Genomic DNA, 23,901 nt, shown 5'->3' with positions numbered 1-23,901 from the left:
CTGTACTTTTTTCAAAGTACAGGGTTTCTTGACAATCTGACAGCCTCTATTCTTTGCGAATTGAGGCTGTTTTTGTTATTTATTTTGAAAGGATAGCCCCAGGAATACCGTATAATCATTAATTTCAATTATTCCCGATTTTGTCATTGATTTAATTTTGCCTTGAGAGATTTCAATGTCCCATTCTTCTCCAAAGAGCTTTTCTTCATTAAAGATTACTCTTACTCTCACCTTAAACGTTTCCTTGGATTGCTGAGCATCGACAATCTCATAATCAATAATGGATGGATACATACCGCCGATGGGGATCATGTCAAATCCCTCAACAGAAATTGATTTAATTAACTCATCATCACGAGTATCAAAACCAGCGATATAAAGCGCGATAAGATTTTTGACTTGTGACCAGCCACTAGGAGATATATCAACGTTTTGATTCCAGACATCTTCCTGTACGTCTGACTTACTACTTTTTATTGAAACTGTTTGATTCTTCTGGTCCCAACTAACGTTAGCACCCAATTCTTTTGAAATGAAGCTTATTGGCACCATTACTCGATTGTTACTCATCTGTGGTGCAACATCCGTTTTAATTTGTTTGCCGTTTACGACGATTTTGATTGTTCCCTTTGCAAAAGCCATACCAACCGTTGCGGTTAAAGCAATTACTATTGCAAACAACGAAATAATTAGCTTCTTTTTCATCAATGTACCTCCACATTAAATGTTGTACATAATAAATATGCGAAAAAATGAACATAACCTTAAAAATATATTTAATCATTTATTGTAAGTCCAATAAAAAAATCGAGCAATCATTGCTGAGAACGGATTCTAATTAAGCAAAAGATAATTATGTGGGTAACTTACCCATAAAAGTATGTGAGAGAAGTGAGGAATTGATTAGAGTCGCCTGTTATTTAAAAAAATGGATACTAGGTAGTTTTATTCTCCACCTATCACAAATTCGCCAATAATGTTCTTTCCAGTTTCATCATAAAGTGGTACGGACCTGGAACCTGGGTTGTTTTTGGTATATTCAGTAGCCTCGCGAGGGTTACTTACATGAGATTCAAGCTCAGAAGTGTAGATATACCCTTCAAGTTCCATCTATACCAATTGCAGCGATTAAGTCCGGCTCTACGCCATATAATTCATATATATCTGCTCCGTAAGTAAGTCCATATTCATTTACTGGATAAATATCTTTTGCTGACATGGAGGATTGATACGGGTTAATTAAAGGATACTAGCAACGCAGCTAAATGCAATGACGGAAATTAATACAATTCTGATTTTCTTATTCATCCTACTTGAGCCTCCTAGGTACTGTTTGTAAAAATGTATCAAATAAGATCAATACTGAGAACTGCTTAGAAAATACAATTATTTGTAAATGATCAATAAACATATCTCCAAGCTTGCTGTGTTTTTAATGATGTACCTAATATATACAACGTAAAAAGCTACATTTTGGTTATGATTTATTGGTCATTCAATCAAGTTGCCTTACATTGGTTTGTGCAAGATTTTTGATAACCTAGTGAACGATGGACCTACATTAACAGTACTTGTCATTCGGTTATAAAGAAAAAACACCGAGAGATATAATATTTGAAGCCAAATCGGCTGCACGTACATAACCCTCAGTACCATCAACGCCTTTGCAATTAAATAATCTGGTTCCTCACCATTAAGAGCTAGTAGATCCAAAAGTTTCTCCTTCCTCATTTCACTTCAACTTTTAGAGGCAGAGCTGGGGCGAGACTTAATGTTTCATATGGTGATTTTAATCCTTCAACCATTCGATATCTCGCAGTACTGGAATTATAGAATTCGGTCTTTGCATGACTATAGTAAGTGCTTATCCGGTTACATGCGAGTCTTAACCATAAAACCAGAAATACCTTGAGCATTATATGAAAAACCATTTGCTGCAGTTAAAGTTCCGTTATATGAATAGAGTCTGGATTGCTCCGTAACAACTGGCAGGAAAATAACCAAGACCCTCGGTACATTATTAATGTATTTGACTGCATGTATGTAACGCCAGATTGGTTCGCTATGAGTCAATTCGACAAAAAAAAGAAACGAGCGAGCCGGTTAGACCGGCTTGTTTCCTTTTGCTTACATCTAAACTCCCAAGAATATCGTACCTAACAACATGTAAATGTAAATGGAGAAGAAGGCAAACACATTCATAATGATTAAGGCTAAATCTTTGTTAGAACCCGCTTTCTGTAGGATAAGTATGAAGAGATCGCACCTATAGGTGGAAGGATATACGTTGAAGCTAACCCGATGCGTAAAAGCTATGTTATGCTTATCTGTTAATCTAATTTACTCAACAAAAGTTATTAATTTAAATTTAATGCTTGTTTCAGAAAGAATCAGTATTTCCGAGCAATTATTTGGTACAAATATACCTAAAAGTACTATTTCATCTGATTCAATTTTTTTATGTAACTTTTTTTGCTTTATTGGTGTTTACTAAGTTTAAGGAAATAACCTCCATGCAAGAAAGGGGAGCATAAATCATATGGAGAAGTGAACGTACACATGGTTATATTACAAAAATAAAAAAACGAAGGAGAAGTGGAAGATGTCTAAATTTATAAAAACCATAACTTTGAGCACGGCTATAATCCTCAATAAGCCATGACTTTGAAATTATTCTTTGCTTTACTTCTTAGTATACCGTTTGCGATTATAAATTTCAGTGCATACCTAAAAGGTAACACACCTTCAACTATGAACTTAGTGAGTACTATTATCTTTTTAATTTTGTGGATGTCATGGGGAGGTTACAATAATTATAAGGACAGACTGAGCATTCATTTTCTTAAGTTCAGCTCCATTTACTGTCTTGTCTCGATTGCATGTGTTTTAATAATGTATCTTATAGATTCAATACTTTTTTCAATACCAGTAGGAATAATTATTTTAGGACCAGTATATGGGTTAAGGTATTTCCTACCCTCGGTTTCATATGAAACATTCGGATACATCTGTGTAATAATAGTGTATGCTGTCAGTTTGATTGGTTCCTTTATAGGATATGTAACAAGTAAAAAAGCAGTACGAGAGTAAACAGTAATGGATGTTCGAGGTTTTATTCTAAACTATACTATAATAACAAATAGCATCTTAGAAGGGGTGAGTGATCATGAAAAATAAGAAGTATTTAAGAAGAGCTACAATCATTGCAACAAGTTGTCTTGTATTAATGAGCGCATTTTTTATAATCAGAGAACTTATAGATAATAAGCAAGTTGTAGACTCGAATATTAATGATACCACTCCACCAAAAAAAGCATTATCAGATTGGCAAATTGAATACGACAGAAAAGCACGAACGGAACCAGCAGAAAGGGTAGTAACTGAATATGGAGATTTTTATTATGCTCCTTTTCCTAAACAATTTTCAAGAGATGAAGGAGCTAACCTAGATATTGATGAGCAAGTGACCGAAGATACAAACCAGGTAATAGTGAAGGGTTATTTTTACGAAAAAAAATTAAAATAATTTCATCGTATACGCTTTTCTCCGGTCTAACATTCAAAGATAAAGGACTAGAAAGTGAAAAGATTTTGTTTTATCGGTACAAGTTCTTATTCCGAGCAAGTGAAAAGGACGGGACGAACGATTACAGAGTGAAGAGTGAGAAAGGAGTAAAAAATGTGAGGGTGTATTCTAAAGGCATCAGAAAATTGATTGATCTGGTTATTATCGTTTGTATAGTGGGAGGTGTACTGGGGTACCAAAGCACATTTGCTAAAAGCACGAGTAATCAAAGCCCCGCAAATTCTCCTAACTATCCTGAAAATGAAAATGGGCAGACATACGGTTCTGTTAAAGAAGCCACTTCCGTTGAATTGCTACCTGACTTAATTCATATGGGAAGTATAAATGACATTGCGGGATATGTGCTGAAAAAAGATTATCTCGGTGAACTTAGTCGTAATGTTCCACTGTATGATGTTGATGGAGTAAACATAATTGGTTCTCTTCATATTGGAGCTAAGAATATGAACTATCCTAAAAATAAAAGCGGACAGACATACGGTTCTTCCGCAGATGCTGCTTCTCCAGAAACAGACCCTGAATTAATCAGCGCAATAGGTGTAGATGGCACTGTAGGATATGTGTTGAAAAAAGATTTAGACGGTGAAAAACCAAAGTCACCTCAGGATGCCATTGCGATACAGAACAGTAGATCACCAGGTGGTCGCGCTATCCCTCTGTATGATGTTGAAGGTGCAACCGTAATTGGTGTATTTCATGTTGGAGGAAAATAATAATAAAGTATGCCCAATGTTAAACTAACGGGCAGGGTAGTTCTATACTTTACGAATACTCTACATATGGAATTATTTACGAAGTTGGTAGATAAGACGTTATACGAAATTTTTGCAAATCCTATTTAACTGAGGGAGAGATCATGAGAAGCAGAATAATCGGAATAGCAGTTCTTATTGCTTTGGTAGGTATTATTTATTTATATGGAGATAATCAAAGATCTTTTCCGACTCCATTAGAAGCTATTTATCATGAAACGGAAGATAAGGAATGGATTGCTGTTAAAGAAGTATTTGCCAGTTCAAAAGTAAATAATCATGCGGATTATTTTTATATAACTAAGTCGGATAATATTGTGGCTGTTCAATTATCTAAAGGATTGTTTGGTTGGAGATTTGATTCCTTTAGTACTGGTAGTGGATTAAATATTAACGATAAGATTTCTGAACCAATCAATGGATATACTGGAAATGGTGATCTCGTATTTGGATTAGCAACTGAACAAGTTGACAAGATTGAAGTTAATAACATTCAGGCAAGATTAATACCTTTAGATTTTTATTTCGAAGGTAAAAAAATCAAGGGTAAGAAGTTATGGTATGTTCATATTAAGAATAATAGCGGTGAGATTTTTGGGATTCGTGCTTATGACAAATCGAATAAAAAACTATATGATAATCCTTAGAAGTAATAACTTCGTCTAACAGAGATGCAACAAGAATGAATATCAATGTTGCTTTTCTTGTCGAGGGACAAGAACATAGCACCATTGAAAGTCGCTATTATAGCGGCTTTTTTGTTTTATCGGTACAAGTTCTTGTCCCGAGCCGAGGACAAGAACTTGTACCGATTGCCGTAAAGGACAAAAACATGTTCCGATTACCGATTAGATAAATATCTAACTGTTTTTCCAATTTCATTAAGCTAACGGGCAGAATAATATAATACGCTAAATATAATTTTGTAATTATTCTGGAGGATATTTATATGTAGCTAGGTGAGTATGATTAATCAATTTAACCCTAGGTCCAGAAGAAATTTCATAGGTCATTCGGTCCTTCCCTATTGGGATCCAGTGTCCACCATCGGTAGGTTCGATTTCAAATGTAATTTCCAATATAAAGCCACGGAAATGATTTACTCTTCTTGTTTCAATCACTTCAATTTTCCATGGAGCGATAACAGGTGAGAAATCATTAAAAATTTTCGGATAATAATAGTTATGTAAATCTTTCTCAATAAAAGGAGAAAGTAAGTTCATAAGCATATCCTGTAACCTAAGCTCTTCAGAGTCATGAGTTGGTTTATCTGAAGAAAAGGTTGTTGTTTGAAAGCTATTAATACAAACAAGGGATAGCATAAAAGTGATTAGGATCCTTTTCATTTTTCAATACACCTCTTAACGACTTCATCCAATAAATTAATTATATTGTTACCTTTTCTGAATAAAGTATGTGTTTATTGAATTAACGGAGACTTTAGTTTAACAGCACACGAAAAGAAGCTCCCGGCATTATCGGGAGCCTATTCAGCTAACGGGCAAGTAAGCACAACGGCATCAGCTATCGAATAACAATTGTCCTTCAATACCTTAACAGGCAGTAATCTTTGACAAGGATTTTGACTATTAACAATTGAACTAATTATAAAAAATAATAAATGGAGGTGATATAAATGTTTACTGTTAGAAAAGCAAATGAAACGGACCTTTCGGATGTGGCTAACCTATCTGAAATATGGGTCTCAGAATGTATCACATACGGTTTGGGGGCTAATACCGAAGAGTTGTTGAGGAACAATATCGGGGATAAATCAACTCGGAAATTGTAGGCTATATAACTGGTAGTGTACATGTAAGCGACGGGTTAGCAGAAATCGAGCAGGGAGAGCATTATCTAGACAAAAAAGAACCGGCACGCGCCGGTCCTTTTTATTCACCAAGAAATCTTACCATAACCGCTTATTAATGAGCTATCTGATGTTATAACATCCAAATAGACTCTATATCTACCTTCCTCAAGATCGGGGAAATACGCAGAATCAGCACCATTGCGGTTTACATTTACTGCCCTGACACCTTCAAAATTACAAGATCCAGTAAAACCACTACAATATTCTAATCTCACCGCGAATGGATCATCACCCATCGAATGGCTAGTTAGTTCAACTCTAATACTCGAACCTTGAGTTCTATATATAGTAAAAGGGATATAAAATCTATTAGAGAATTCATAGGTGAATGTTTCAACACCAGCTATTTCGTAATTTTGACTAGGTGTTTCGGTGGACTTATTTGATTCATTATCTGCGGACACAATAGATGTTGTAAAAGAAACCGAGGAAAAAATTACAAACATAAGTAAATATATAAGCTTCTTTTTCACAATATCAAACCTCCTTGACATTATATTTGTTTTTATTATAAAATATACCATTTTTCCTGTATATAAGAATAAAGACTTAACGTCAATTTCACAATTAGGAAATATATTCTAATTAATTATTGGTTAATATTTTTGTTGTTATATGGGAAATAATAATTTCAACATTAAAAAGAGGTGATCAATATGAAAATTAAGCTAAAATTTATTTTTATATTGTCTGTGATATGTTTAGCATTGAGTTTGGCTAACTTTTGTTTTGCTGCACCAGAAGATTCAAAATACGAAGATATTCGAACCTACACTTCACAGATATTGCATAAAGAAATTAACAAATCAATCCATGATAAATTCGGGACCAATTGGGTATTCACGCCTAAAAAAGTTTGTGAAATTAATGGGGAAAATCTAATGGTTGAAGGGAATTTGAATATGGAACGGGGGATAAAAAGAATACGAATTGAATTAAATAAGGATGATAAAACAAAGTATAGGGTTCTCCGTATTACAGAACTCTAAAATTAAATACAGAAGAGGCTACATTCTTAGCAGGCACCGAAAAGTAAGTAGTAAATTCAATTAACTTTTGACTAAAAGTAAACCGCGTTCCCTATGGCTCGCGGTTTACTCATCTTATGATGATTGCAACGTGTAGAGGCTGCGGAAGTTTAAAACTTTGAATTAGTGATCCAGAACTGTCGGGGGACAAGATCATGGTCCATTGAAAGTCGCTAATTTAGCGGCTTTTTTGTTTTATCGGTACAAGTTCTTGTCCCGAATCAAGGACAAGACTTGTACCGATTACCAATTAGATAATTATCTAACTATGTTTTACATGCAATTTCATTAAGCTAACGGGCAGATAAACATAATAGGCAACGCGACAATGATGTGAACAGGTAAATTAAAGTATCCCTTGAATATTAATATGTAAATATATATTGGTGAACTATTGTCTGGAGGTGCTTTTTTTGGTATTCAACCGGCAAACCCGTATAGGTATGTTATGGGGGGATTACCCATGGACTACGGCTCCAAAGAAAATGGGGAAATTGTGGAGTATGGGCAGGGTAGCCCGAGATGTTTCGCATGCATTGCGTGAAAACATGGTGGTCATCCCGTACACGCAGTCAGAAGGTGAATCAAATCAGCGGGAAGACATGAATTCATTTCTTAAAAGCATAGATATCCTCTGGGCGGATTTATATCCATCCAGCACTTATGCACTTAATCTCCGAGACGAATTAGGCCTAACTTGTCCAGCGATTTTGTTTGCTGGAGGAGCCATGCCCAAAGGAGCAGAGGCAATGTTGTTTCCTTGGCAGCCGCTACTACGTCCTTATGATGGGATACTCTTTAGTTGTAAGGCAGACCAAGTTATTTGGAGCCAATTGACAGAATGGAGCAAATTAAAGGAATGGGTTATACCGCTTAGCATTGACGAGCAAATATTTTATCCTCGAAGTATCGATGAACAAATGGATATACGTAATCAGTTCGGCATTCCAGTTCATTCCCCGCTATTAATATTTGTTGGCAGATTAAACATACAGAAGAATGTCCACGCTTTACTAAAAATATTAAGCTCTGTAAGTGAAGAAATCCCCGATGTTCATCTTTGTATAATCGGTGAAGAAGATGATATTGTACTGGGAGAGTTTAAGGTCCGGAATACCAATTATAAGGAGTGGCTGCAACAAAAAGCAGATGAACTTGGTTTAACACAACGTGTACGATTTGTAGGCCCACTTTTCGGTGACGAACTGGCTCAAATGTATTCTGCTGCAGATGTGGTGACTAATTTTGGGTTTTACCATCGTGAAAATTTTGGACTCTCTCAAGCAGAAGCAGCAGCTTGTGGTACGCCGGTTGTTTGTACTGAATGGGGGGGATTCAAGGATGTTGTACAACATGGTTTAACAGGTTATTTTGTAGATGCGGTACTAACAAAACGTGGAATACGTGTGGATTGGGCCAAAGGAGTAGCTTTCGTAATTACTTTATTGCAAAGAGAGGCTCTACGTGTGGAAATCGGAAGACAAGCCGCCAATTATGCACGTCAACATTTTAGTATAGCTGCTTTAACAAAAAATTTAGTACAGGTAGTAACAGATGTACAAAGTAGTCTAGCTACGATGAGTAAAGGTTCCTTAAAGTCCGTTGCTTACAAGCCAAGCCGATTTGCTGAACAATACGAAACCCATAAACGTACATGCGGGTGGTACGCAGCTAGCACAACAACGGACACTCCCCAATGGTATCCACCAATGTTTGAAGGCGAACAATACGAATTATATGAAAAACTTATGCAGCCTTACTCCACACGATTGGCGGAGGAACTACAAATCAATTCCCTTAGTGAAAACAGCATCCCGTATTTTACCTCGTCGGTCAGGTTCGATATAACTCGATTGCTGGTCATCTCGGAAGATCCGGTCTGGCCCAGTCGCCGATTTCTTTCGCAGAACGAGTACAGTATGCTAAGTTTCATAGATGGTAAGCGTACTCTAAGTAACATCGTAGCTATGACAGGGATCGAACTTACCCCTTGTATAATAAGTGTATGGAATTTATATTTAGATGGCTTTTTGCTCTTCAGAAGGTAAAAACAAGCAGTATATGCCTGTAGTCACTACGTGGTTATTCCCAGCCTAAATAGAATCATTCGTAACGTATATGGCATGGCATAACGACGCAATATTTTCAACTAAAGAGTAACGATAGCTCAATAAAAGCAAGAAGCAGCCGATTAACTTGGATCGGCTGCTCTTGTTCAACTAACGGGCAGATTAGCGTAATAACAGATAAGCCTTTAACAGTAGGTATTTTGTATCTGACCGATGACTATATATCTTATAAATTGGAATTACATTAATGGAAATCCTCGGAGGTGATAAGTGCCAATATGAAATTCGTTTTAATATTTGGACCACAAGCAGTTGGTAAAATGACAGTTGGTCAGGAACTTGAGAAAATCTCCGAATTGAAACTTTTCCATAATCATATGAGTATTGAAATGGTTGCTCCATTTTTTAGCTACAGCACTCCACCAGGGAAAAGGCTAGTAAGATTATTTCGTCAGAAGTTTGTCAGATATTCGAATCAAAGGGCGGGATAGTTTGTTTTGTTGAACTAGAAGCAGACTTGGAAATTAGACTAGAGCGTAACAAAAATCCTCACAGACTTAAACACAAACCTACTAAAAGGAATATCGATTTCTCTGAACGTGACCTTATAAATAAGATGGCAACTAATAGGTTGAATTCTCATGTTGGTGAAATCAAAAGGGAGAATTACATTAAAATAAATAATTCAGCCTTAAGTCCAGAGGAAGTGGCGAATATCATTAAACAAAGATTTGAATTATAGATAACTACCGAGTGATTATTAAGCTAACGGAAACGATAGCTCCATGACAAAAGGCTGCCGAGATCATCGGCAGCCTGTTTAGCTAAAGGGCAGGGATAGTGCAACAGGAGATCTGTTAATATTGTCGAAAATGTCGTCTTTGCTAGGGGACAAATGCGAGTCAAACTGCTGCGGACTAATAAACTCGCTGATCGAGTTCAGGTTGTCAATAAACCCATATTGACTTGGGACGCTTGCCAGATTAGTAATGCGATTCGGTACTCAGCAGACCGCTGGATGGCCCAAATTTAGATAAGTAAATATTTGCCGCGACAAACCATTGAAAGATTGGAGGTAGCTGTCGAGGGACAAAAACATAGTCCCATAGAAGTCGCTAATTTAGCGACTTATTTGCTTAATAGGTACAAGTTCTCGTCCCGAGTCGAGGACAAGAACTTGTACCTATTGCCGTAAAGGACAAAAACATGTTCCGATTACCGATTAGATAAGTATCTAACTCTTTTTTTCCAATTTCATTAAGCTAACGGGCAGTTTACGTAAATGAATACTATTTTTTGTATTAGGAAATATTGATGCCGTAGGTAAGAAAGCTAAGGAGGGATTCATTTGAGATTTATTCTTAGCGCGGTTATCATTGCCATGGTGACTTATATACACGGAATTGGAGATGAGCCAAAGCAAGTGCTCACCGCCGATGTTGCTGAAGTGCAGCCATCACTAAAACAGGATAAGGAACTTTTGAGACGCTTAGAAAAGTTAGAGCCTCCTACACCAACAGACATTCAAACTCCATTTTTTCAGCGTCCATTTCCGTCGATGATGAAAACAACAAAAGAAGTGATGCATAGAGGCGTTATACTGCCGTATAGGCTTATATTGAATGATTCACAGTGGCAAAGACCGTTATATATAGAGCAATGGCACAGTACATATTCAGGAGGACGTTGGGCGTATATGCCTCTAAGATTGTTCTATGCTCAGCACAGGCTATTTACAACGTCTGCGGTGGGGTTGTCGAACTTGTATGATTTCTTGCATAACTTAGGTTTAAGTGACCTTAATGTTGAGCAAAAAGGTGCAACTCAAGAGGAGCGAGTAAATGAGGTAGTCGCCGTTGTAATGCAAGCTAAAATAGAACGAGTTGTGACAAAAGGGAATCAAATAGTCATCGTTGCCAGACCGCAGCGGACAGGTGTACAAGCAATTACAATAAATAAATTGAACATGAAGCTCGATAATGAAGATGAAGCCATTCTTTTTCAATTAGTTACACCAGATGGGGATGAAATTGATTATTCTATTTATTAAAAAATAAACATTCATAAGCTAACGGGACACGATAGTTGAATAAAGAAGAGAAGGCAGCTGGTCTGATTTTACATGGATTGTCGGGAAACAAGATCATGCTCCCATTGAAAGTCGCTAATTTAGCGCCTTTTTTGTTTTATCGGTACAAGTTCTCGTCCCGAGTCGAGGACAAAAACTTGTACCGATTGCCGTAAAGGACAAGAACATGAGCCGATTACCGGTTAGATAAGTATCTAACTGGGTTTCCATACAATTTCATTAAGCTAATGGGCAGGATAGTTGAATTAAACAAGGGTATAATATCACAAAAATACTGGAGGGAATGTCTTGTTTAAACGGTTTGTTACTTTAATTTTCATCTGTACTTTGCTCGTTGGAATCAACAATGAACCACTCATCGCTACAGCTACACCTAAGCTTTTGCCTTTAAATGCTGAAATGAACAAAATACAAAATGCTGCCGATTTCAAACTACTTTCACCATCTCTCACGAACCAAAAGTATAAGTTGGAGATTAAGAAACCCTATCCATTTGTTCCCGGTAAACCCGTTTCAGAAGTTAGACTTCATTTCTTTGATGAATCTGGACAAACATATTTGTTTGCAATTGAAGAACACAATGCAGTTGGCTATAAAATTGAACGAGATCTCACTAGCATTGATATTCGAAATCGAACAAGTACAAGAAGAACTATTGTTGAGGATTTTAAATTTAGTGAACGTGGAGCGAAATTAACATAAATGGAAGTGAAGGACGATTTGAACCTTGGGCTAACCAAATAGCAGGAGGATTACTACGCTGGGTCCAGGATGGTACTTTTATTGAAATTGACAGCAAAGTTTTTACTAAAGAGGAAATGATCTATTTGGCAAAATTAATGTTCAACTAATGGGACTGATTTGTGTCATTTGACAGTTGTCGGACGACAAGAACATAAAAAATTTGTAAGTCGCATTCTATGCGGCTTATTTGTGATCGCTTTCATCATATAAAACTCGTTTAGCTTGAAGGCCGGACTATCTTTTGTAAAATACTTGAGAGCATAATCAGCGTTTATTCTGTATTCTCCTCAATACAGGTACTCCCATTCAGGTGTAGGCGTTGAATACCGACCTCCATCGAGAATAACTACCTGTTTACCATAAAGGTGTGTTCCGAAATATTTGATACATGACTGATGAGTTAGTCATTGCATACGCATAGAACTCCGGTATCAGTTCCGTGGCCTCATCATCGTCATACTCAATTGCGATAGTAAACTCTGGGTTATAAATGTTGTAGTAAACTTATCAAAATTGATCGTGATGTTCAAAGAGTAAAGGGAAGATATATGAAGATGTCAAAACTGGAACTAGTAGAATTACTTATTCAAGCAGAACAGTATATAGCTGAACAGAATAAGATATGGATAAAACACAGTTTGAATCATTCAAATAAATCTTATACATGGGAAGAACCTCAGAAACTCTAAAGAAAACAATCTCCAAGGATTGTAGTTACGTATTCGTACTTATAAGTAATCAAGGTTAAGTCGCTCGCTCGAGCGGCTTTTTTATTATTAGCATAAGGAAGAATACACTACGGAAGAACTTGATAGCAAAACTTATCTTTTTGACAGAATATAAATCTAAGTGTAGCAGATTTAATCTACAGGTTTATTATGTTATAAATGTAATTAAGAAAACCAAAGTGTTGCATTGGGGCTAAGCGAAATGCCGTGAGCTGGAACTAATGATACATACCTATATAGTACATCGACGAGGAATAAGTGCTTTCGATGGGAATAAAGATATGGGGGAGTTAATTTGTTAAGATGTATAACAGCTCGTAAAGAGACCTTGATTTCAACAAACTGTAATGCGGAAGCTATCGCTAAATTGGTAAAGGCACATCAAATATTTTGCCCTAACTGTGGGGGAGATGTAATATTCAAGAATGGTACCGTTAACACACCCCATTTTGCACATCGTGTGGCAGAATGTAAATATGTTGGTCACGAGCCTGAAACAAAAAGCCATATAAAGGGAAAGGCCATTCTGTACGAATGGCTAAAGGGTATGTTTCCTACTGCATTCGTGCAATATGAAATGCATATACCCGCCACTGGACAAATAGCAGATGTTTATGTAGAGCATAAAGATGGTGTGTATGCTGGAGTAAAGTGGGCTTTCGAGTTTCAACACAGTCAAATGACCATTGCCCAGTGGGAAGAGCGCCACAACTTATATGAGTCTGTTGACATACAGGATTTCTGGATTTTTGACAAGGCTAAGTTTATGAAGTTCTCGTCAGCTAGGGATTTCACGGATGCCAGAAGAACAGTTAAATTCGATGAACATATTTACGATAAAACAGGTCTTTTGTACTTTCTTGATTTGGAGAAGTCCGAGTTATCTATTGAATTTAATTACATTAAAACATCAAGAACCACCATTGTGGGTGGGTATAATAGGACGCAAAACTTCACTTATCATGAACCAAGAGAAAACTCTATCCCAATATCCAGTGTTAGAGTAAGAAAGTGCAGAACGTATGATTATTTCGTGCTAGTAACAGATAGTTTAGAGTTTTACATGGAGGACAGGCTACGCTATGTTCTTCGAATTCTCGAGCGAAAGGCTATGGAGAAAAAGGAAGCAGTCTACTTGGAGAGGCTATTAGAAAAAGGTAACCATGCTAGAACTACTTACGGCGATAAGTTCACAGATCGTTTCAAAGATATTATCGCAGACTCGAACGGTGAGCTTAATTACTACCAAACATTAGTTTCTCCAGATGATGACTCATACGATAAAGAGCTAGAGTTAATGCGGGAAGATGTGATCAATCTCAACATTGAACAATTTTTCTCCAAGTACAAGAGAATCGTCGAAGCATCCGTTTCCAATAGGGAGGATTACAGAGTCTTTAAAGCCAGTGATGACATCTCGTTGCGAGTATTAACCAAGTATGCTTATCTTGCTGATATGCGACTAGTTGGGTTTTTGAAGGAACAAGGAGATATGACCTTGCGGGAGTACCTGTCGTCAAAGTACAAGGATAAGATAGCCTTAGCGGTGTATGTTTATACAAAGCACAGAGACACTTTGAATAGGTTAGAGAGACGTAATCAGGACTATATAAACGAGATGATGTCGAAGATTAACAGAGAACTGATTGTTTACGGTAGTTCACATACAGCTATGGACTATGCAATGGAGTACAGAAATCTTGGCTCTATAGATGAAGTGGAAAACTGTATCGCTCAAATAAAAGAAAAATTCTACGTCCGAGACCCGTTGGCGGATTGAGCTAACAAACTGAGATTTTCAGCGTCGAAAATAAATCTAAAAACCCACTGATTAAATTAGAAATAAATCAGTGGGTTCAGTTTTATTATTTGAAATGATAAAAGAGTAGAGCTAAATAAATCATTCGTTTGTGACACATGTCGAGGGACAAGAACATGGTCCCAAAGAAAGTCGCTAATTTAGCGGCTTTTTTATTTTTATCGGTACAAGTTCTTGTCCTTGGCTTGGGACAAGAACTTGTACCGATTGCCGAAAAGGACAAGACCATGAGCCGATTACCGATTAGATAAGTATCTAACTATGTTTCCTTGCAATCTCATTAAGCTAAGGGGCAGGATAGTTTAATAAACTCACGAATACTCTACATATGGAATTATTTACGAAGTTCGTAGATAAGACGTTATCGGAAATCCTTGCAAGATTATAAACCATAGGAGCTGAAGGCGTGGACATAAAAGTCAGAATGGCAAAAAAAGATGACGCATTTGAGTTGTCTGAATTGTTCGTTGAGTTTATTGGAACGAGTTCTAACATTGAAAAGATCCAATATCAGTTAGACCTATTACATAAGCAACCAAACTACTATGTTGCAGTAGCATGTTTAGAGGAAAAGGTAGTTGGAACAGCCATGGGCATTGTTTGTCCAGATATTGTAGGTGAGTGTCAGCCATACTTGCTTGTAGAAAATGTAGTTGTTTCATCTGTGTACCAGGGAAGTGGAATTGGTAAGAAACTCATGAATGCACTCGAGGATTTTGCTTTGGAAAAACTATGCTCTTATATAATCTTAGCTTCTAGTAATAATCGTGAACAAGCCCATAGATTTTATGAATCAATTGGATATGAGGGCACTAAGCGTGGATTTATTAAACGAATCTGATTTGTTAAATACTAAAGTGCTCTCAGCAATTTCGAAGATGGTAAGTACATCTGATAACAACGAATTCACGTATCGGCCCCCCCGAGGTGGAAGCAGGGGAGCATACTCAGGGGACAACACTGCACTGGCTAAGTCTTCGACCCGGTAGGCCGATCGTTGCGCTCGATCGACCGGCTGCTTAAGCCAGTGAGGGTTCGTGAATGCCATAACGTTAGACGAAATTATTGTATGATAAACATCTACATGTATCCAAATACTATCAGCAATAATATGAACAATAAATATAATGAAGTTATGAAGGAGACAAACAATGAAAGATCCTAGAATTGAACAACTCGCTAAAAATCTTATTCAATATTCGGTGAAGCTACAACGAGGGGAAAAAATATTAATTGAGGTTGATGGTTTGGAAATTCCCTTGGCCAAAGAATTGGTAAGACGAGCTTATCTCGTCGGTGGAGTTCCATTTCTATTAATAAATAATCATGAGATATTAAGAGAGATATTAATCGGCTGTACTGAGGAACAATTAATAGCAATGGCATCTTACGACCTAAATCGAGTAAACGATATGCAAGCCTATATACTTATTAGAGCTGGGGAGAATATGAGTGAATTAAGTGGTGTATCTCCTGAAAAAATGGCGTTGTACAGGAAGTATTACTCTCAACCGATCAATGGCAGACGATACAACAATACAAAGTGGTGTATTCTTCGTTACCCGAATTATGCCATGGCACAGCAGGCGAACATGTCAACGGAGGATTTCGAGGATTTATATTTTAATGTGTGCAATCTGGACTATTCAAAAATGGATAGAGCTATGGATAATCTAATTGAGTTAATGGAGCAAACAGACAAAGTTAAAATTAAAGGAGAAGGAACTGAACTTACATTTTCGATTAAAGGCATGCCTTGTATTAAAGATGCAGGAATTATGAACCTTCCAGATGGTGAAGTTTATACGATGCCAGTTAAGGATTCAGTCAACGGAGTTATCTCGTATAATACACCTTCTTTAAAAGAGGGCTTCACTTACGAGAACATTCGTTTTGAAATTAAGGACGGCAAAATTATACATGCTAGCGGAAATGATTCAGAAAGAATTAATAAATTACTGAATACGGATCAAGGATCGAGGTATTTTGGTGAATTTGGAATTGGTCTTAATCCATATATTGAGAATGTTATGAAAGATACTTTATTTGATGAAAAAATATGGGGAAGCTTTCACTTTACACCTGGATGTGTTCCAGTTAGTTCACCTGGAAATGAAAATTGGTCCGAGCTTCACTGGGATATTGTTAATATCCAAAGGCCTGAATATGGCGGTGGAGAGATATGGTTTGATGATATATTAATCCGCAAAGATGGAATGTTTATTCCTGATATTTTAAAAGGATTAAACCCTGAAAACTTAAAGTGATGATATTGACTTCATATTTACATCCTTTACTTAGAAGACCCTTCAAAAGTATAGAAAGTTCTAAATAATCCATTTTCTCTTTTTTGGGCTACATATAAAAAGAAATGGAGAACTAGGGTCTATCTTTGCAAAATCAGATATTTAGTGAAGGCATTCGTAGTAATTTCACTACGGAACGAAGAATTAATCAAGAAGGACTAAAGGATATGTTAGCAACTCAAAGAAGACAATAACCTCGTCTAACAATGCATTACAGCATCGTCGCTAACACTCCTTGGTCGCCAAGGGGAATATCAATGAAGCAGACTCAGGCGACACATCCAACCGGCTAAGTCTCAAGATCCGTTCCCTTTGGTCACTTAAGCCGTTTGAACGTCAGGAATGCGGGTACGTTATGTGAATTTCCTGTAGAGCAATAAAACCCATTAACCCTTTAATCCATCTTTTGTATAGGGGGTCAATATGATCAATTTGAAGGAATATCATGAAGTAACTGAAGTAAGCAATTTATTAGCCGAGTGTATGTGGCCTGATAATGAAAGAGTACTTCAAGAGCTCAATATGTACAAAGTAGACGACGCTAGGAAACTTTATGGGAGACTTAAGAATAATATTCTTTTGTACTTTAACGCTTTAATCGGTTATACAAAATACTGAGTAATGTTCAATGTTATTTGATTTGAAATATCCAATCCTGGACAGTATTTTTCGTGGGTTCTGACACAAGAAGATGCTTAGGTTCATTTATAGAATTGCATAGTTAGTTTTGTAAACATTATTATCCGAACTAAATTTAAATGGAACGAAGTTAAGTCGCTCACTTAAGCGGCTTTTTATTATTGGTAGTCTGAGAAAAGAAATCAGGAACTTATTATTTTTCGTTTACTTTCTTCTTATTATCTCTTAATATATGGATAACTGTAGATAAGGGGTTGAATAATAGTGAATGCTAAAGAAGCAGCGTTGTTACTTGGGGTTCATTATAAAACCATTCTTAACATGATTAATGACGGGCGTTTGGCCGCTTCGAAAAACGACTCCGGAGATTGGGTAATCAGTGAGAGTGACTTGGCTGCTCGTGAGCAAGAGATCGGCGATAAGGAGTTTGCAACGATTTATACTCATATGGCAGTACAAATAATTGAGAAAGCTCATAACCGGGCTATACAAGCAGCAAGAGAAGAGCTTATTGACGTCGCACGTGCAACAATAAAGGTCAAAGAGAATAGGAATGAGTTAAATCAACAAGTAAAACGTCTTCAAAATGCATTAGATGCATATAAGGCTGCTGAAGCATTCACACTTACTGTTGATTCAATCAAAAAACAAGCGGAAATAGAAAGTCACCGATAGTACCTGATAAGTATTGGAATTATATTTAAACGGAACTGATTATGTGGAGGTGTACTTAATAAGTGCAGAAGGATACCCAAGAAGATCTATGGCAAAGAATACTGGGTGAACTTGAAAAAAAGATTAGCAAACCAAGTTTTGATACCTGGCTAAATTCTACGAAGGTTATTACTTTTAGTGAAACTGAACTTATTATTAGTACCCCTACACAGTTCACGAAAGATTGGTTAGAAACTCGTTACGTTAACCTTATAAGAATGGCAGTGAATGAAACTTTAAACCGAAATATCACTGTGAAGGTAATAATCGAGGATGAAGAGATTTTGTCTGAGAAGGGTAAGTCGTTGAAAATGAACTCTGGATCCACAGAAACGAAGCTAGATCCAAAAGTTTCATTGAATAGAAAATATACTTTTGAAAACTTTGTTGTAGGCACAGGGAACCGTTTTGCACATGCAGCTGCACTTGCAGTAGCTGAGGCACCGGGCAAAGCTTATAATCCGCTTTTCTTGTATGGTGGAGTTGGACTCGGTAAAACTCATTTAATGCATGCGATTGCCCAACATGTATTAGATCATAATTCCAAAGCAAAAGTACTATATATATCTTCTGAAAAATTTACCAATGAATTTATAAATGCAATTATGAATAATCGCGGCGAATTATTTAGAAATAAATATCGAAATATAGACGTTTTATTGATTGATGACATTCAATTTATAGCAGGTAAAGAACAAACACAGGAGGAGTTTTTTCATACATTTAACGCTCTTCAGGAGGAAGGTAAAGCTATCATTATCTCTAGTGATAGACAACCTAAAGAAATCCCAACGCTAGAAGAACGATTGCGCTCCCGTTTTGAGTGGGGCCTTATTACAGATATTCAACCACCAGATCTTGAAACAAGGATTGCTATTCTGTGTAAAAAAGCAAAGTCTGAAAAACTTGATATTCACAACGATGTCATGCTATATATTGCAAACCATTTTTTCACTAATGTTCGAGAATTAGAAGGAGCTCTTATTCGCGTTGTAGCATATTCATCCCTAACCAACCAGGATATTGGGGTCCCTATGGCCGCAGAAGCTCTTAAAAATTTATTACCGTCTGTAGGACCTAAGACTATTACTATACAAAAGATTCAACAACGAGTAGGGGAATTTTACGGAATTAAGATAGAGGATTTTAAAGAACGAAAAAGAACAAAAGCAGTAGCATTTCCACGTCAGATCGCAATGTACTTATCCAGAGAACTCACTGACATTTCATTACCAAAAATAGGTGAACAGTTCGGAGGCCGTGATCACACTACAGTTATTCATGCATACGAAAAAATAGTTCAAATGCTTCAAAAAGATCAGGAACTTTGTGCAGTAATTAAAGCTTTAACGGATAAAATTAAAGATTAACCATAATGTAAAAGCCGCTATCAGCGGCTTTTTTTATTTTTTATTTAAAAGAGAAGGAGAGTGATAAATTGATTGATCGAGGCAAACACGCCAATTGTGATATGATAAACCAATGGCTGAAAGGGATTAAACCTAGTTAGTGACATATATACAAAATTCTAGCTTTGTGAATCGATGTATGCGCATGTACTAAAATTTCAGTCGTCTCAAACAAGAAAGCTGTTTTCATGAAGAGTATGTTGGGAAAATGTGATTGATATTTATTAATCATTTTGTTTGATCATAAATTCAAGACTACGCATTACTTCTGTAGTAATCAATTTAATGAATGGTTGAAGTTTACCTTTATCTCCTTGCTCAAGCGCTGTGTAGTAATCCTCTCGATTTTCATTTCTGATGATGGCTGGCGGAAAGCCATTCTTTATTAATATGAAGTTCATGATTAAACGGCTTACTCTTCCGTTCCCATCTGTAAATGGATGTATTGCGGAAAGCTTGTGGTGGATAACTGCGGCTAATCGAACAGGATGTACTTGTGTCTTCTTCAATTTGTACCAGTCGATGAGCTGCTTCATTTCAAGTGGCACCTTAATGGCTGGAGTGTAATGATATCTATTTCCGGATAAAGTTAATACATAGTTATCATATTTCTTGTAGGTTCCAGGGTTGAATTTGATACCACGCACACCTTGGAATTGAATCGCGTGAAAATCTTTTACCAATTGCTCAGTAAGATCCTCTTCCTTAACTGCTTCATGAAGGTAGTCAATGGCATCTGCGTGATTAATTATTTCTTGATGTTCTCGGAGAGACTTTCCTTTTATAGTCAGACCTTCTCTAAGAAAGTAAGCCGTTTCCTGAAAAGTAAAAGTATTGCCCTCAATCGCATTGGTATGATAAGTCCATTCTTCTCGAAATTTTTGAGCAATAGTATCACTTAGTTCAGAACGAAACGGGAACCGCTTATTAACTTCTATACGAACAGTGTCAATGTGATCAAACATAGTAATTGTTCCATCCTTTGATACTTTTATAAGCATTATATCAGTTTCTAAGATACTAGTGTTCTGATTATCAGTTCTAAGTACTTGTTAAAATTTGATGTATGGAAACTCTAAAATAGCTAATATAATTATTATTAAAATAAGTTAAATAAGGTAAGGTTATGGGAATGTTAGTTGTTCCTTTTCCTTTGTTGGATGAAACACTACAGAGTTATCTAAGTAGAATTCTAAAGGTGAATAAATATCCCAGAGTTAATACATTGGAAAACATATTTAATTTAACAAAAAAAATTGATAACCTATCCTTCACTTACGCAGTAATAAATCCTTAGAACTGTTCTCAATTTAAGAGATGATCATATCAGAAAAATATTTCAATTTAATGGGGATATTTGAAATGTGGGGGAAGAAAAGCGTGCTAAAGTGGATATATCTTCAATTTGCCATAGTTAGGCTGCAGTTAATAAATAAAACCACCCAAGGGTGGTTTTATTTATTAACTATATTATAGATCTCATATATTTTTTTGATTTGTTCAATATCATTTGTTAATAGCTCTCCAACAAAAACTTCTATAAGCTCTTGTTTACCAAGCTTAGCAGAGTCCCCAATTTCCCTAAAATCAAAAAACTCTGTGTAATGCATATCAAATGCCTTAATAATTTTTTCTAATGTTTCGAGAGAGATATTTCGTTCCCCTCTTTCGACGCCACCAATATATGAACTTTGTAACTGAGCCAATTCGCCGAGCTTTTCTTGACTTATCTTATGATCTTTTCGAATTTGTCTGATTCGTTCCCCGACTAAAATTGCCAGGTTTGCCACATTGACCACCACCTAATTTATAGGTTAGGTAAGCCATTGGTATATAGAAAGATCACCTAACTATAAATACCATTGAATAAAACACTTATAAGTTCTATATTTGAAATATAAAATCCAGTGGAGTTGACATAATGAGTAATTTATCAATAAACCAAGTTATTGAAAATGTTCTGCTAAGTAAGATGAGGGGCAAAATTGTTTATCAAAGTTACCTACCGGCTTTGACAGCATTAAATCTTACTTTTGTTAAACCATACAACGATCCAAATGGTAAAGGTTATCAACGCCCTGTTGATCCTAAACGATGTCACGACTTTGCTGTTTATTTATCTAAAGGTGAAGATGCACTTTTTACTCCTGTATTATTGAATGCATGCAGCAGATGGGAGTTTTCTTGTTATGATAGGCAGAGACCTAATTATGGAAGATTGATATGCAAGGGAAAAGCATCTTTAATGGATGGGCAACATAGATTAGGTGGTATTGAAAAGTATGTTAGTGAAACAAACTCGGATATCACTATTCCTTTCTTGGCTTTCCATTCTCTTGATGATGACGAGGAAATCAAATTATTCGATACTATTAATACAAAAGCTAAAGGAATTGGCCCATCTTTAAGTAAATATTTACGCAGGGATTCTGATGATTTGAGCTGGGTCGCTACAGAATTGTTAATGAGAAAAGAAAGTCCTTTCGCATTAATTGGCAGTATTATTGGAAAACGAGTCAAAGGGAGACATATTACTCTGCAAAATTTGTACCGTACATTACATTTATTATTCAAAGATTCACATCTAACTTCTTTAACAAAAGAAGAAAAGTTGAATATTGCATTAACGTACTACACAACTGTCAAAGAAACATTCCCCTCAGAATGGCTTGATTATTCGGGACACCGATTGACTCATATAGTTTGTATGGATGCTCTTTCTATTGCTGGATGTAATGTTTTAAGTAAACAGATTACCAAGTCTAAGAAAAAAGTGGATCATTCTGTATTAATCAAATCAGTATCAAAGCTTAAACAAATTGACTGGTCATCAACGGGGCCTTTACGTTATATAAAAGGTTTAAGTGGTTCAAAAACATTATCAGTAGAAATCACTGAACTTATGAGTTGAAAAATAGAGGCAACATACATTTATGTTTCTTATAATTGAATTTGAAAATCTTATACACCATTACCAATAAGAAACTGAGAAAAAATTATTAGGAATGTTGGATAGCTGATACAGGGAATGTGGAGGAGTAAACTAAAGATTGTTAATAGCACTCTTGTTGACTTAGTGGGCATGGGGAAATTTTGTATTGCCAAGGCTTAATGTGCTCTCGAAGAATACGTTTCTAAACTAATAAAGTTCAACTGTAGTAGTAAGGAGAAAAGTAGACTTATATGATTTTTAAAATAACTGATGAAATGAAATCCAAGATTACCAAGTGGGATTCGTGCTCACCTGTTGATGTTACTGGAGCAAAATTTTCTTATACATTTACACCAACAAGTCTCGGACTGGTTATTCAAGTTCATTGTGATATTTGTAACAGAAAACTAGATTTAATTGAAGATTGGTTAGAATGATGTATAAAAAAGAAATTTGGTTTCTAAGGACCAGTGGTATTATCCCCTCATGGTAGACAGTGAAATTCGTTATGATGAATTTAACACTGTATATCGGAGGGGATTAAAATTCCGGGGAACTTTGAATCAGTATAAAAAGGTTTATCAGTTATATTCCGACAAGTGTTCCTTTTTCAAAATGTGCTTGCAGAAGTAATATCATCTACTTTTATCCAATTCCATTCACCCTCAGAGATAGACAGTTTAATCTCTCGTCTGAACGTATGGATTAGTACGACAATACCGGTTAACTCCCTTTCTTCATACTCAACAAACATCCTTACTGTAACAGTGCGGTGCTCATGAAAAGATTCGGCCAACGCTTTCTCGATTAACTCCATTTCTTGGGGATCAAGCGTGGGCCGTTCTCTCCTACCCTCTTCTAATTGCCTGCGAATGATTGTTTCTTTATGTTCAGGAAGCATCATGCGACTAGATTCCCACAGTCCATTACCCTCCAGCTTTTTGCGTGTTGTCATTTATAGTGTCCTCCTATCTTAGCTGATCGATCGAGCGCTTGACCCACTGCTGTTTTTGAGACTGCTCGAATTACAATTGCATTACCATATTTAAGTTTTAACGCGTCGGTTGTCCGTTCAAGTGCCATCTGTCTCTCCCGGTCAGTATCAAACAGCGATAGTTGATATTCATTGTCGGGGGTGAGCTGCGTCAAACTAACGCCTATCCGCCGGATCGGTAAGCCATCCCAATAAGTTTCAAGCAATCGGCGTGCCCAA

19 protein-coding genes and 2 pseudogenes are annotated in these 23,901 nt (G+C 36.4%); 14 read left to right on the top strand and 7 right to left on the bottom strand.

The annotated features are described in order from the left end of the window. Positions 1–75: 75 nt before the first annotated feature. Positions 76–705 (bottom strand): copper amine oxidase N-terminal domain-containing protein, encoded by a 630-nt coding sequence (locus ACPV3A_RS36115; RefSeq protein ID WP_426204680.1) that lies wholly within the window; start codon positions 703–705, stop codon positions 76–78. A 2,461-nt stretch (positions 706–3,166) separates the two neighbouring features. Between ACPV3A_RS36115 and ACPV3A_RS36110 the strand changes: the two genes are divergently transcribed. From ACPV3A_RS36110 to ACPV3A_RS36100, 3 genes are all read left to right on the top strand, one after another. Further along, a complete protein-coding gene (locus ACPV3A_RS36110; RefSeq protein ID WP_426204679.1) occupies positions 3,167–3,526 on the top strand; it encodes a hypothetical protein in 360 nt (119 codons plus the stop codon). A 155-nt stretch (positions 3,527–3,681) separates the two neighbouring features. Beyond that, complete coding sequence (locus ACPV3A_RS36105) at positions 3,682–4,299, top strand: hypothetical protein (protein WP_426204677.1); 618 nt, start codon at positions 3,682–3,684, stop codon at positions 4,297–4,299. A 143-nt stretch (positions 4,300–4,442) separates the two neighbouring features. After that, entirely contained in the window at positions 4,443–4,985 is a 543-nt protein-coding gene (locus ACPV3A_RS36100) for a hypothetical protein (protein WP_426204675.1), read from the top strand. A 282-nt stretch (positions 4,986–5,267) separates the two neighbouring features. Here the strand turns inward: ACPV3A_RS36100 and ACPV3A_RS36095 are convergent, their stop codons facing one another. Both ACPV3A_RS36095 and ACPV3A_RS36090 read right to left on the bottom strand, forming a co-directional pair. Then, on the bottom strand, positions 5,268–5,684 hold the full coding sequence (locus ACPV3A_RS36095; protein ID WP_426204673.1) for a DUF3888 domain-containing protein: 417 nt from the start codon (positions 5,682–5,684) through the stop codon (positions 5,268–5,270). A gap of 550 nt (positions 5,685–6,234) precedes the next feature. Then, the gene (locus ACPV3A_RS36090; RefSeq protein ID WP_426204671.1) at positions 6,235–6,684 is read right to left on the bottom strand and encodes a hypothetical protein; all 450 of its coding nucleotides are present in this window, start codon (positions 6,682–6,684) and stop codon (positions 6,235–6,237) included. Positions 6,685–6,867: 183 nt separating this feature from the next. Between ACPV3A_RS36090 and ACPV3A_RS36085 the strand changes: the two genes are divergently transcribed. The 10 genes and pseudogenes from ACPV3A_RS36085 (at position 6,868) to dnaA (ending at position 19,717) form a co-directional block, all read left to right on the top strand. Further along, on the top strand, positions 6,868–7,200 hold the full coding sequence (locus ACPV3A_RS36085; protein ID WP_426204669.1) for a hypothetical protein: 333 nt from the start codon (positions 6,868–6,870) through the stop codon (positions 7,198–7,200). 452 nt (positions 7,201–7,652) lie between these two features. Beyond that, positions 7,653–9,287 (top strand): glycosyltransferase family 4 protein, encoded by a 1,635-nt coding sequence (locus tag ACPV3A_RS36080; RefSeq protein WP_426204667.1) that lies wholly within the window; start codon positions 7,653–7,655, stop codon positions 9,285–9,287. Between the two features lie 299 nt (positions 9,288–9,586). After that, positions 9,587–10,050, top strand: a pseudogene (locus tag ACPV3A_RS36075) (shikimate kinase). A gap of 606 nt (positions 10,051–10,656) precedes the next feature. Next, positions 10,657–11,358 (top strand): hypothetical protein, encoded by a 702-nt coding sequence (locus tag ACPV3A_RS36070; protein ID WP_426204665.1) that lies wholly within the window; start codon positions 10,657–10,659, stop codon positions 11,356–11,358. Positions 11,359–11,685: 327 nt separating this feature from the next. After that, complete coding sequence (locus ACPV3A_RS36065) at positions 11,686–12,099, top strand: hypothetical protein (protein WP_426204663.1); 414 nt, start codon at positions 11,686–11,688, stop codon at positions 12,097–12,099. A 1,065-nt stretch (positions 12,100–13,164) separates the two neighbouring features. Next, positions 13,165–14,649 carry a competence protein CoiA gene (locus tag ACPV3A_RS36060; protein ID WP_426204661.1) on the top strand — a complete coding sequence of 495 codons (1,485 nt, stop codon included), beginning with the start codon at positions 13,165–13,167 and terminating at the stop codon, positions 14,647–14,649. Positions 14,650–15,094: 445 nt separating this feature from the next. After that, positions 15,095–15,529, top strand: a complete 435-nt coding sequence (locus ACPV3A_RS36055; protein ID WP_426204659.1) for a GNAT family N-acetyltransferase — start codon at positions 15,095–15,097, stop codon at positions 15,527–15,529. Between the two features lie 310 nt (positions 15,530–15,839). Beyond that, positions 15,840–16,955 (top strand): aminopeptidase, encoded by a 1,116-nt coding sequence (locus ACPV3A_RS36050; protein ID WP_426204657.1) that lies wholly within the window; start codon positions 15,840–15,842, stop codon positions 16,953–16,955. A gap of 942 nt (positions 16,956–17,897) precedes the next feature. After that, positions 17,898–18,308 (top strand): helix-turn-helix domain-containing protein, encoded by a 411-nt coding sequence (locus ACPV3A_RS36045; protein WP_339220128.1) that lies wholly within the window; start codon positions 17,898–17,900, stop codon positions 18,306–18,308. Positions 18,309–18,370: 62 nt separating this feature from the next. Then, positions 18,371–19,717, top strand: coding sequence for a chromosomal replication initiator protein DnaA (gene dnaA / locus ACPV3A_RS36040; RefSeq protein ID WP_426204655.1), 1,347 nt, complete (start codon positions 18,371–18,373; stop codon positions 19,715–19,717). A 263-nt stretch (positions 19,718–19,980) separates the two neighbouring features. On the opposite strand, the gene ACPV3A_RS36035 is transcribed toward dnaA, so the two are convergent. After that, positions 19,981–20,721, bottom strand: a complete 741-nt coding sequence (locus tag ACPV3A_RS36035) for a Fic family protein (RefSeq protein WP_426204654.1) — start codon at positions 20,719–20,721, stop codon at positions 19,981–19,983. Between the two features lie 489 nt (positions 20,722–21,210). Beyond that, a complete protein-coding gene (locus ACPV3A_RS36030) occupies positions 21,211–21,546 on the bottom strand; it encodes a helix-turn-helix domain-containing protein (RefSeq protein WP_426204652.1) in 336 nt (111 codons plus the stop codon). 131 nt (positions 21,547–21,677) lie between these two features. Between ACPV3A_RS36030 and ACPV3A_RS36025 the strand changes: the two genes are divergently transcribed. Continuing rightward, positions 21,678–22,667, top strand: a complete 990-nt coding sequence (locus ACPV3A_RS36025) for a DGQHR domain-containing protein (protein WP_426204650.1) — start codon at positions 21,678–21,680, stop codon at positions 22,665–22,667. Between the two features lie 631 nt (positions 22,668–23,298). Here the strand turns inward: ACPV3A_RS36025 and ACPV3A_RS36020 are convergent. Together ACPV3A_RS36020 and polYB are read right to left on the bottom strand one after the other, a co-directional pair. Then, positions 23,299–23,643, bottom strand: a complete 345-nt coding sequence (locus ACPV3A_RS36020; protein ID WP_426204649.1) for a YolD-like family protein — start codon at positions 23,641–23,643, stop codon at positions 23,299–23,301. Then, positions 23,640–23,901: pseudogene (polYB, locus tag ACPV3A_RS36015) on the bottom strand (DNA polymerase IV); the annotation flags it as partial. The gene ACPV3A_RS36020 and the pseudogene polYB, both read right to left, overlap by 4 nt.

The organism is Paenibacillus sp. Dod16, assembly GCF_049893405.1.
In the GTDB taxonomy this organism is placed as follows: domain Bacteria; phylum Bacillota; class Bacilli; order Paenibacillales; family Paenibacillaceae; genus Paenibacillus_AQ.
This window is presented reverse-complemented; position numbering and strand designations above follow the sequence as displayed.

Coding starts and splice junctions, on each gene's coding strand:
- ACPV3A_RS36115 (WP_426204680.1), bottom strand. CDS start 705: ATGAAAAAGAAGCTAATTATTTCGTTGTTTGCAATAGTAATTGCTTTA.
- ACPV3A_RS36110 (WP_426204679.1), top strand. CDS start 3,167: ATGAAAAATAAGAAGTATTTAAGAAGAGCTACAATCATTGCAACAAGT.
- ACPV3A_RS36100 (WP_426204675.1), top strand. CDS start 4,443: ATGAGAAGCAGAATAATCGGAATAGCAGTTCTTATTGCTTTGGTAGGT.
- ACPV3A_RS36095 (WP_426204673.1), bottom strand. CDS start 5,684: ATGAAAAGGATCCTAATCACTTTTATGCTATCCCTTGTTTGTATTAAT.
- ACPV3A_RS36085 (WP_426204669.1), top strand. CDS start 6,868: ATGAAAATTAAGCTAAAATTTATTTTTATATTGTCTGTGATATGTTTA.
- ACPV3A_RS36050 (WP_426204657.1), top strand. CDS start 15,840: ATGAAAGATCCTAGAATTGAACAACTCGCTAAAAATCTTATTCAATAT.
- ACPV3A_RS36035 (WP_426204654.1), bottom strand. CDS start 20,721: ATGTTTGATCACATTGACACTGTTCGTATAGAAGTTAATAAGCGGTTC.
- ACPV3A_RS36025 (WP_426204650.1), top strand. CDS start 21,678: ATGAGTAATTTATCAATAAACCAAGTTATTGAAAATGTTCTGCTAAGT.
- ACPV3A_RS36020 (WP_426204649.1), bottom strand. CDS start 23,643: ATGACAACACGCAAAAAGCTGGAGGGTAATGGACTGTGGGAATCTAGT.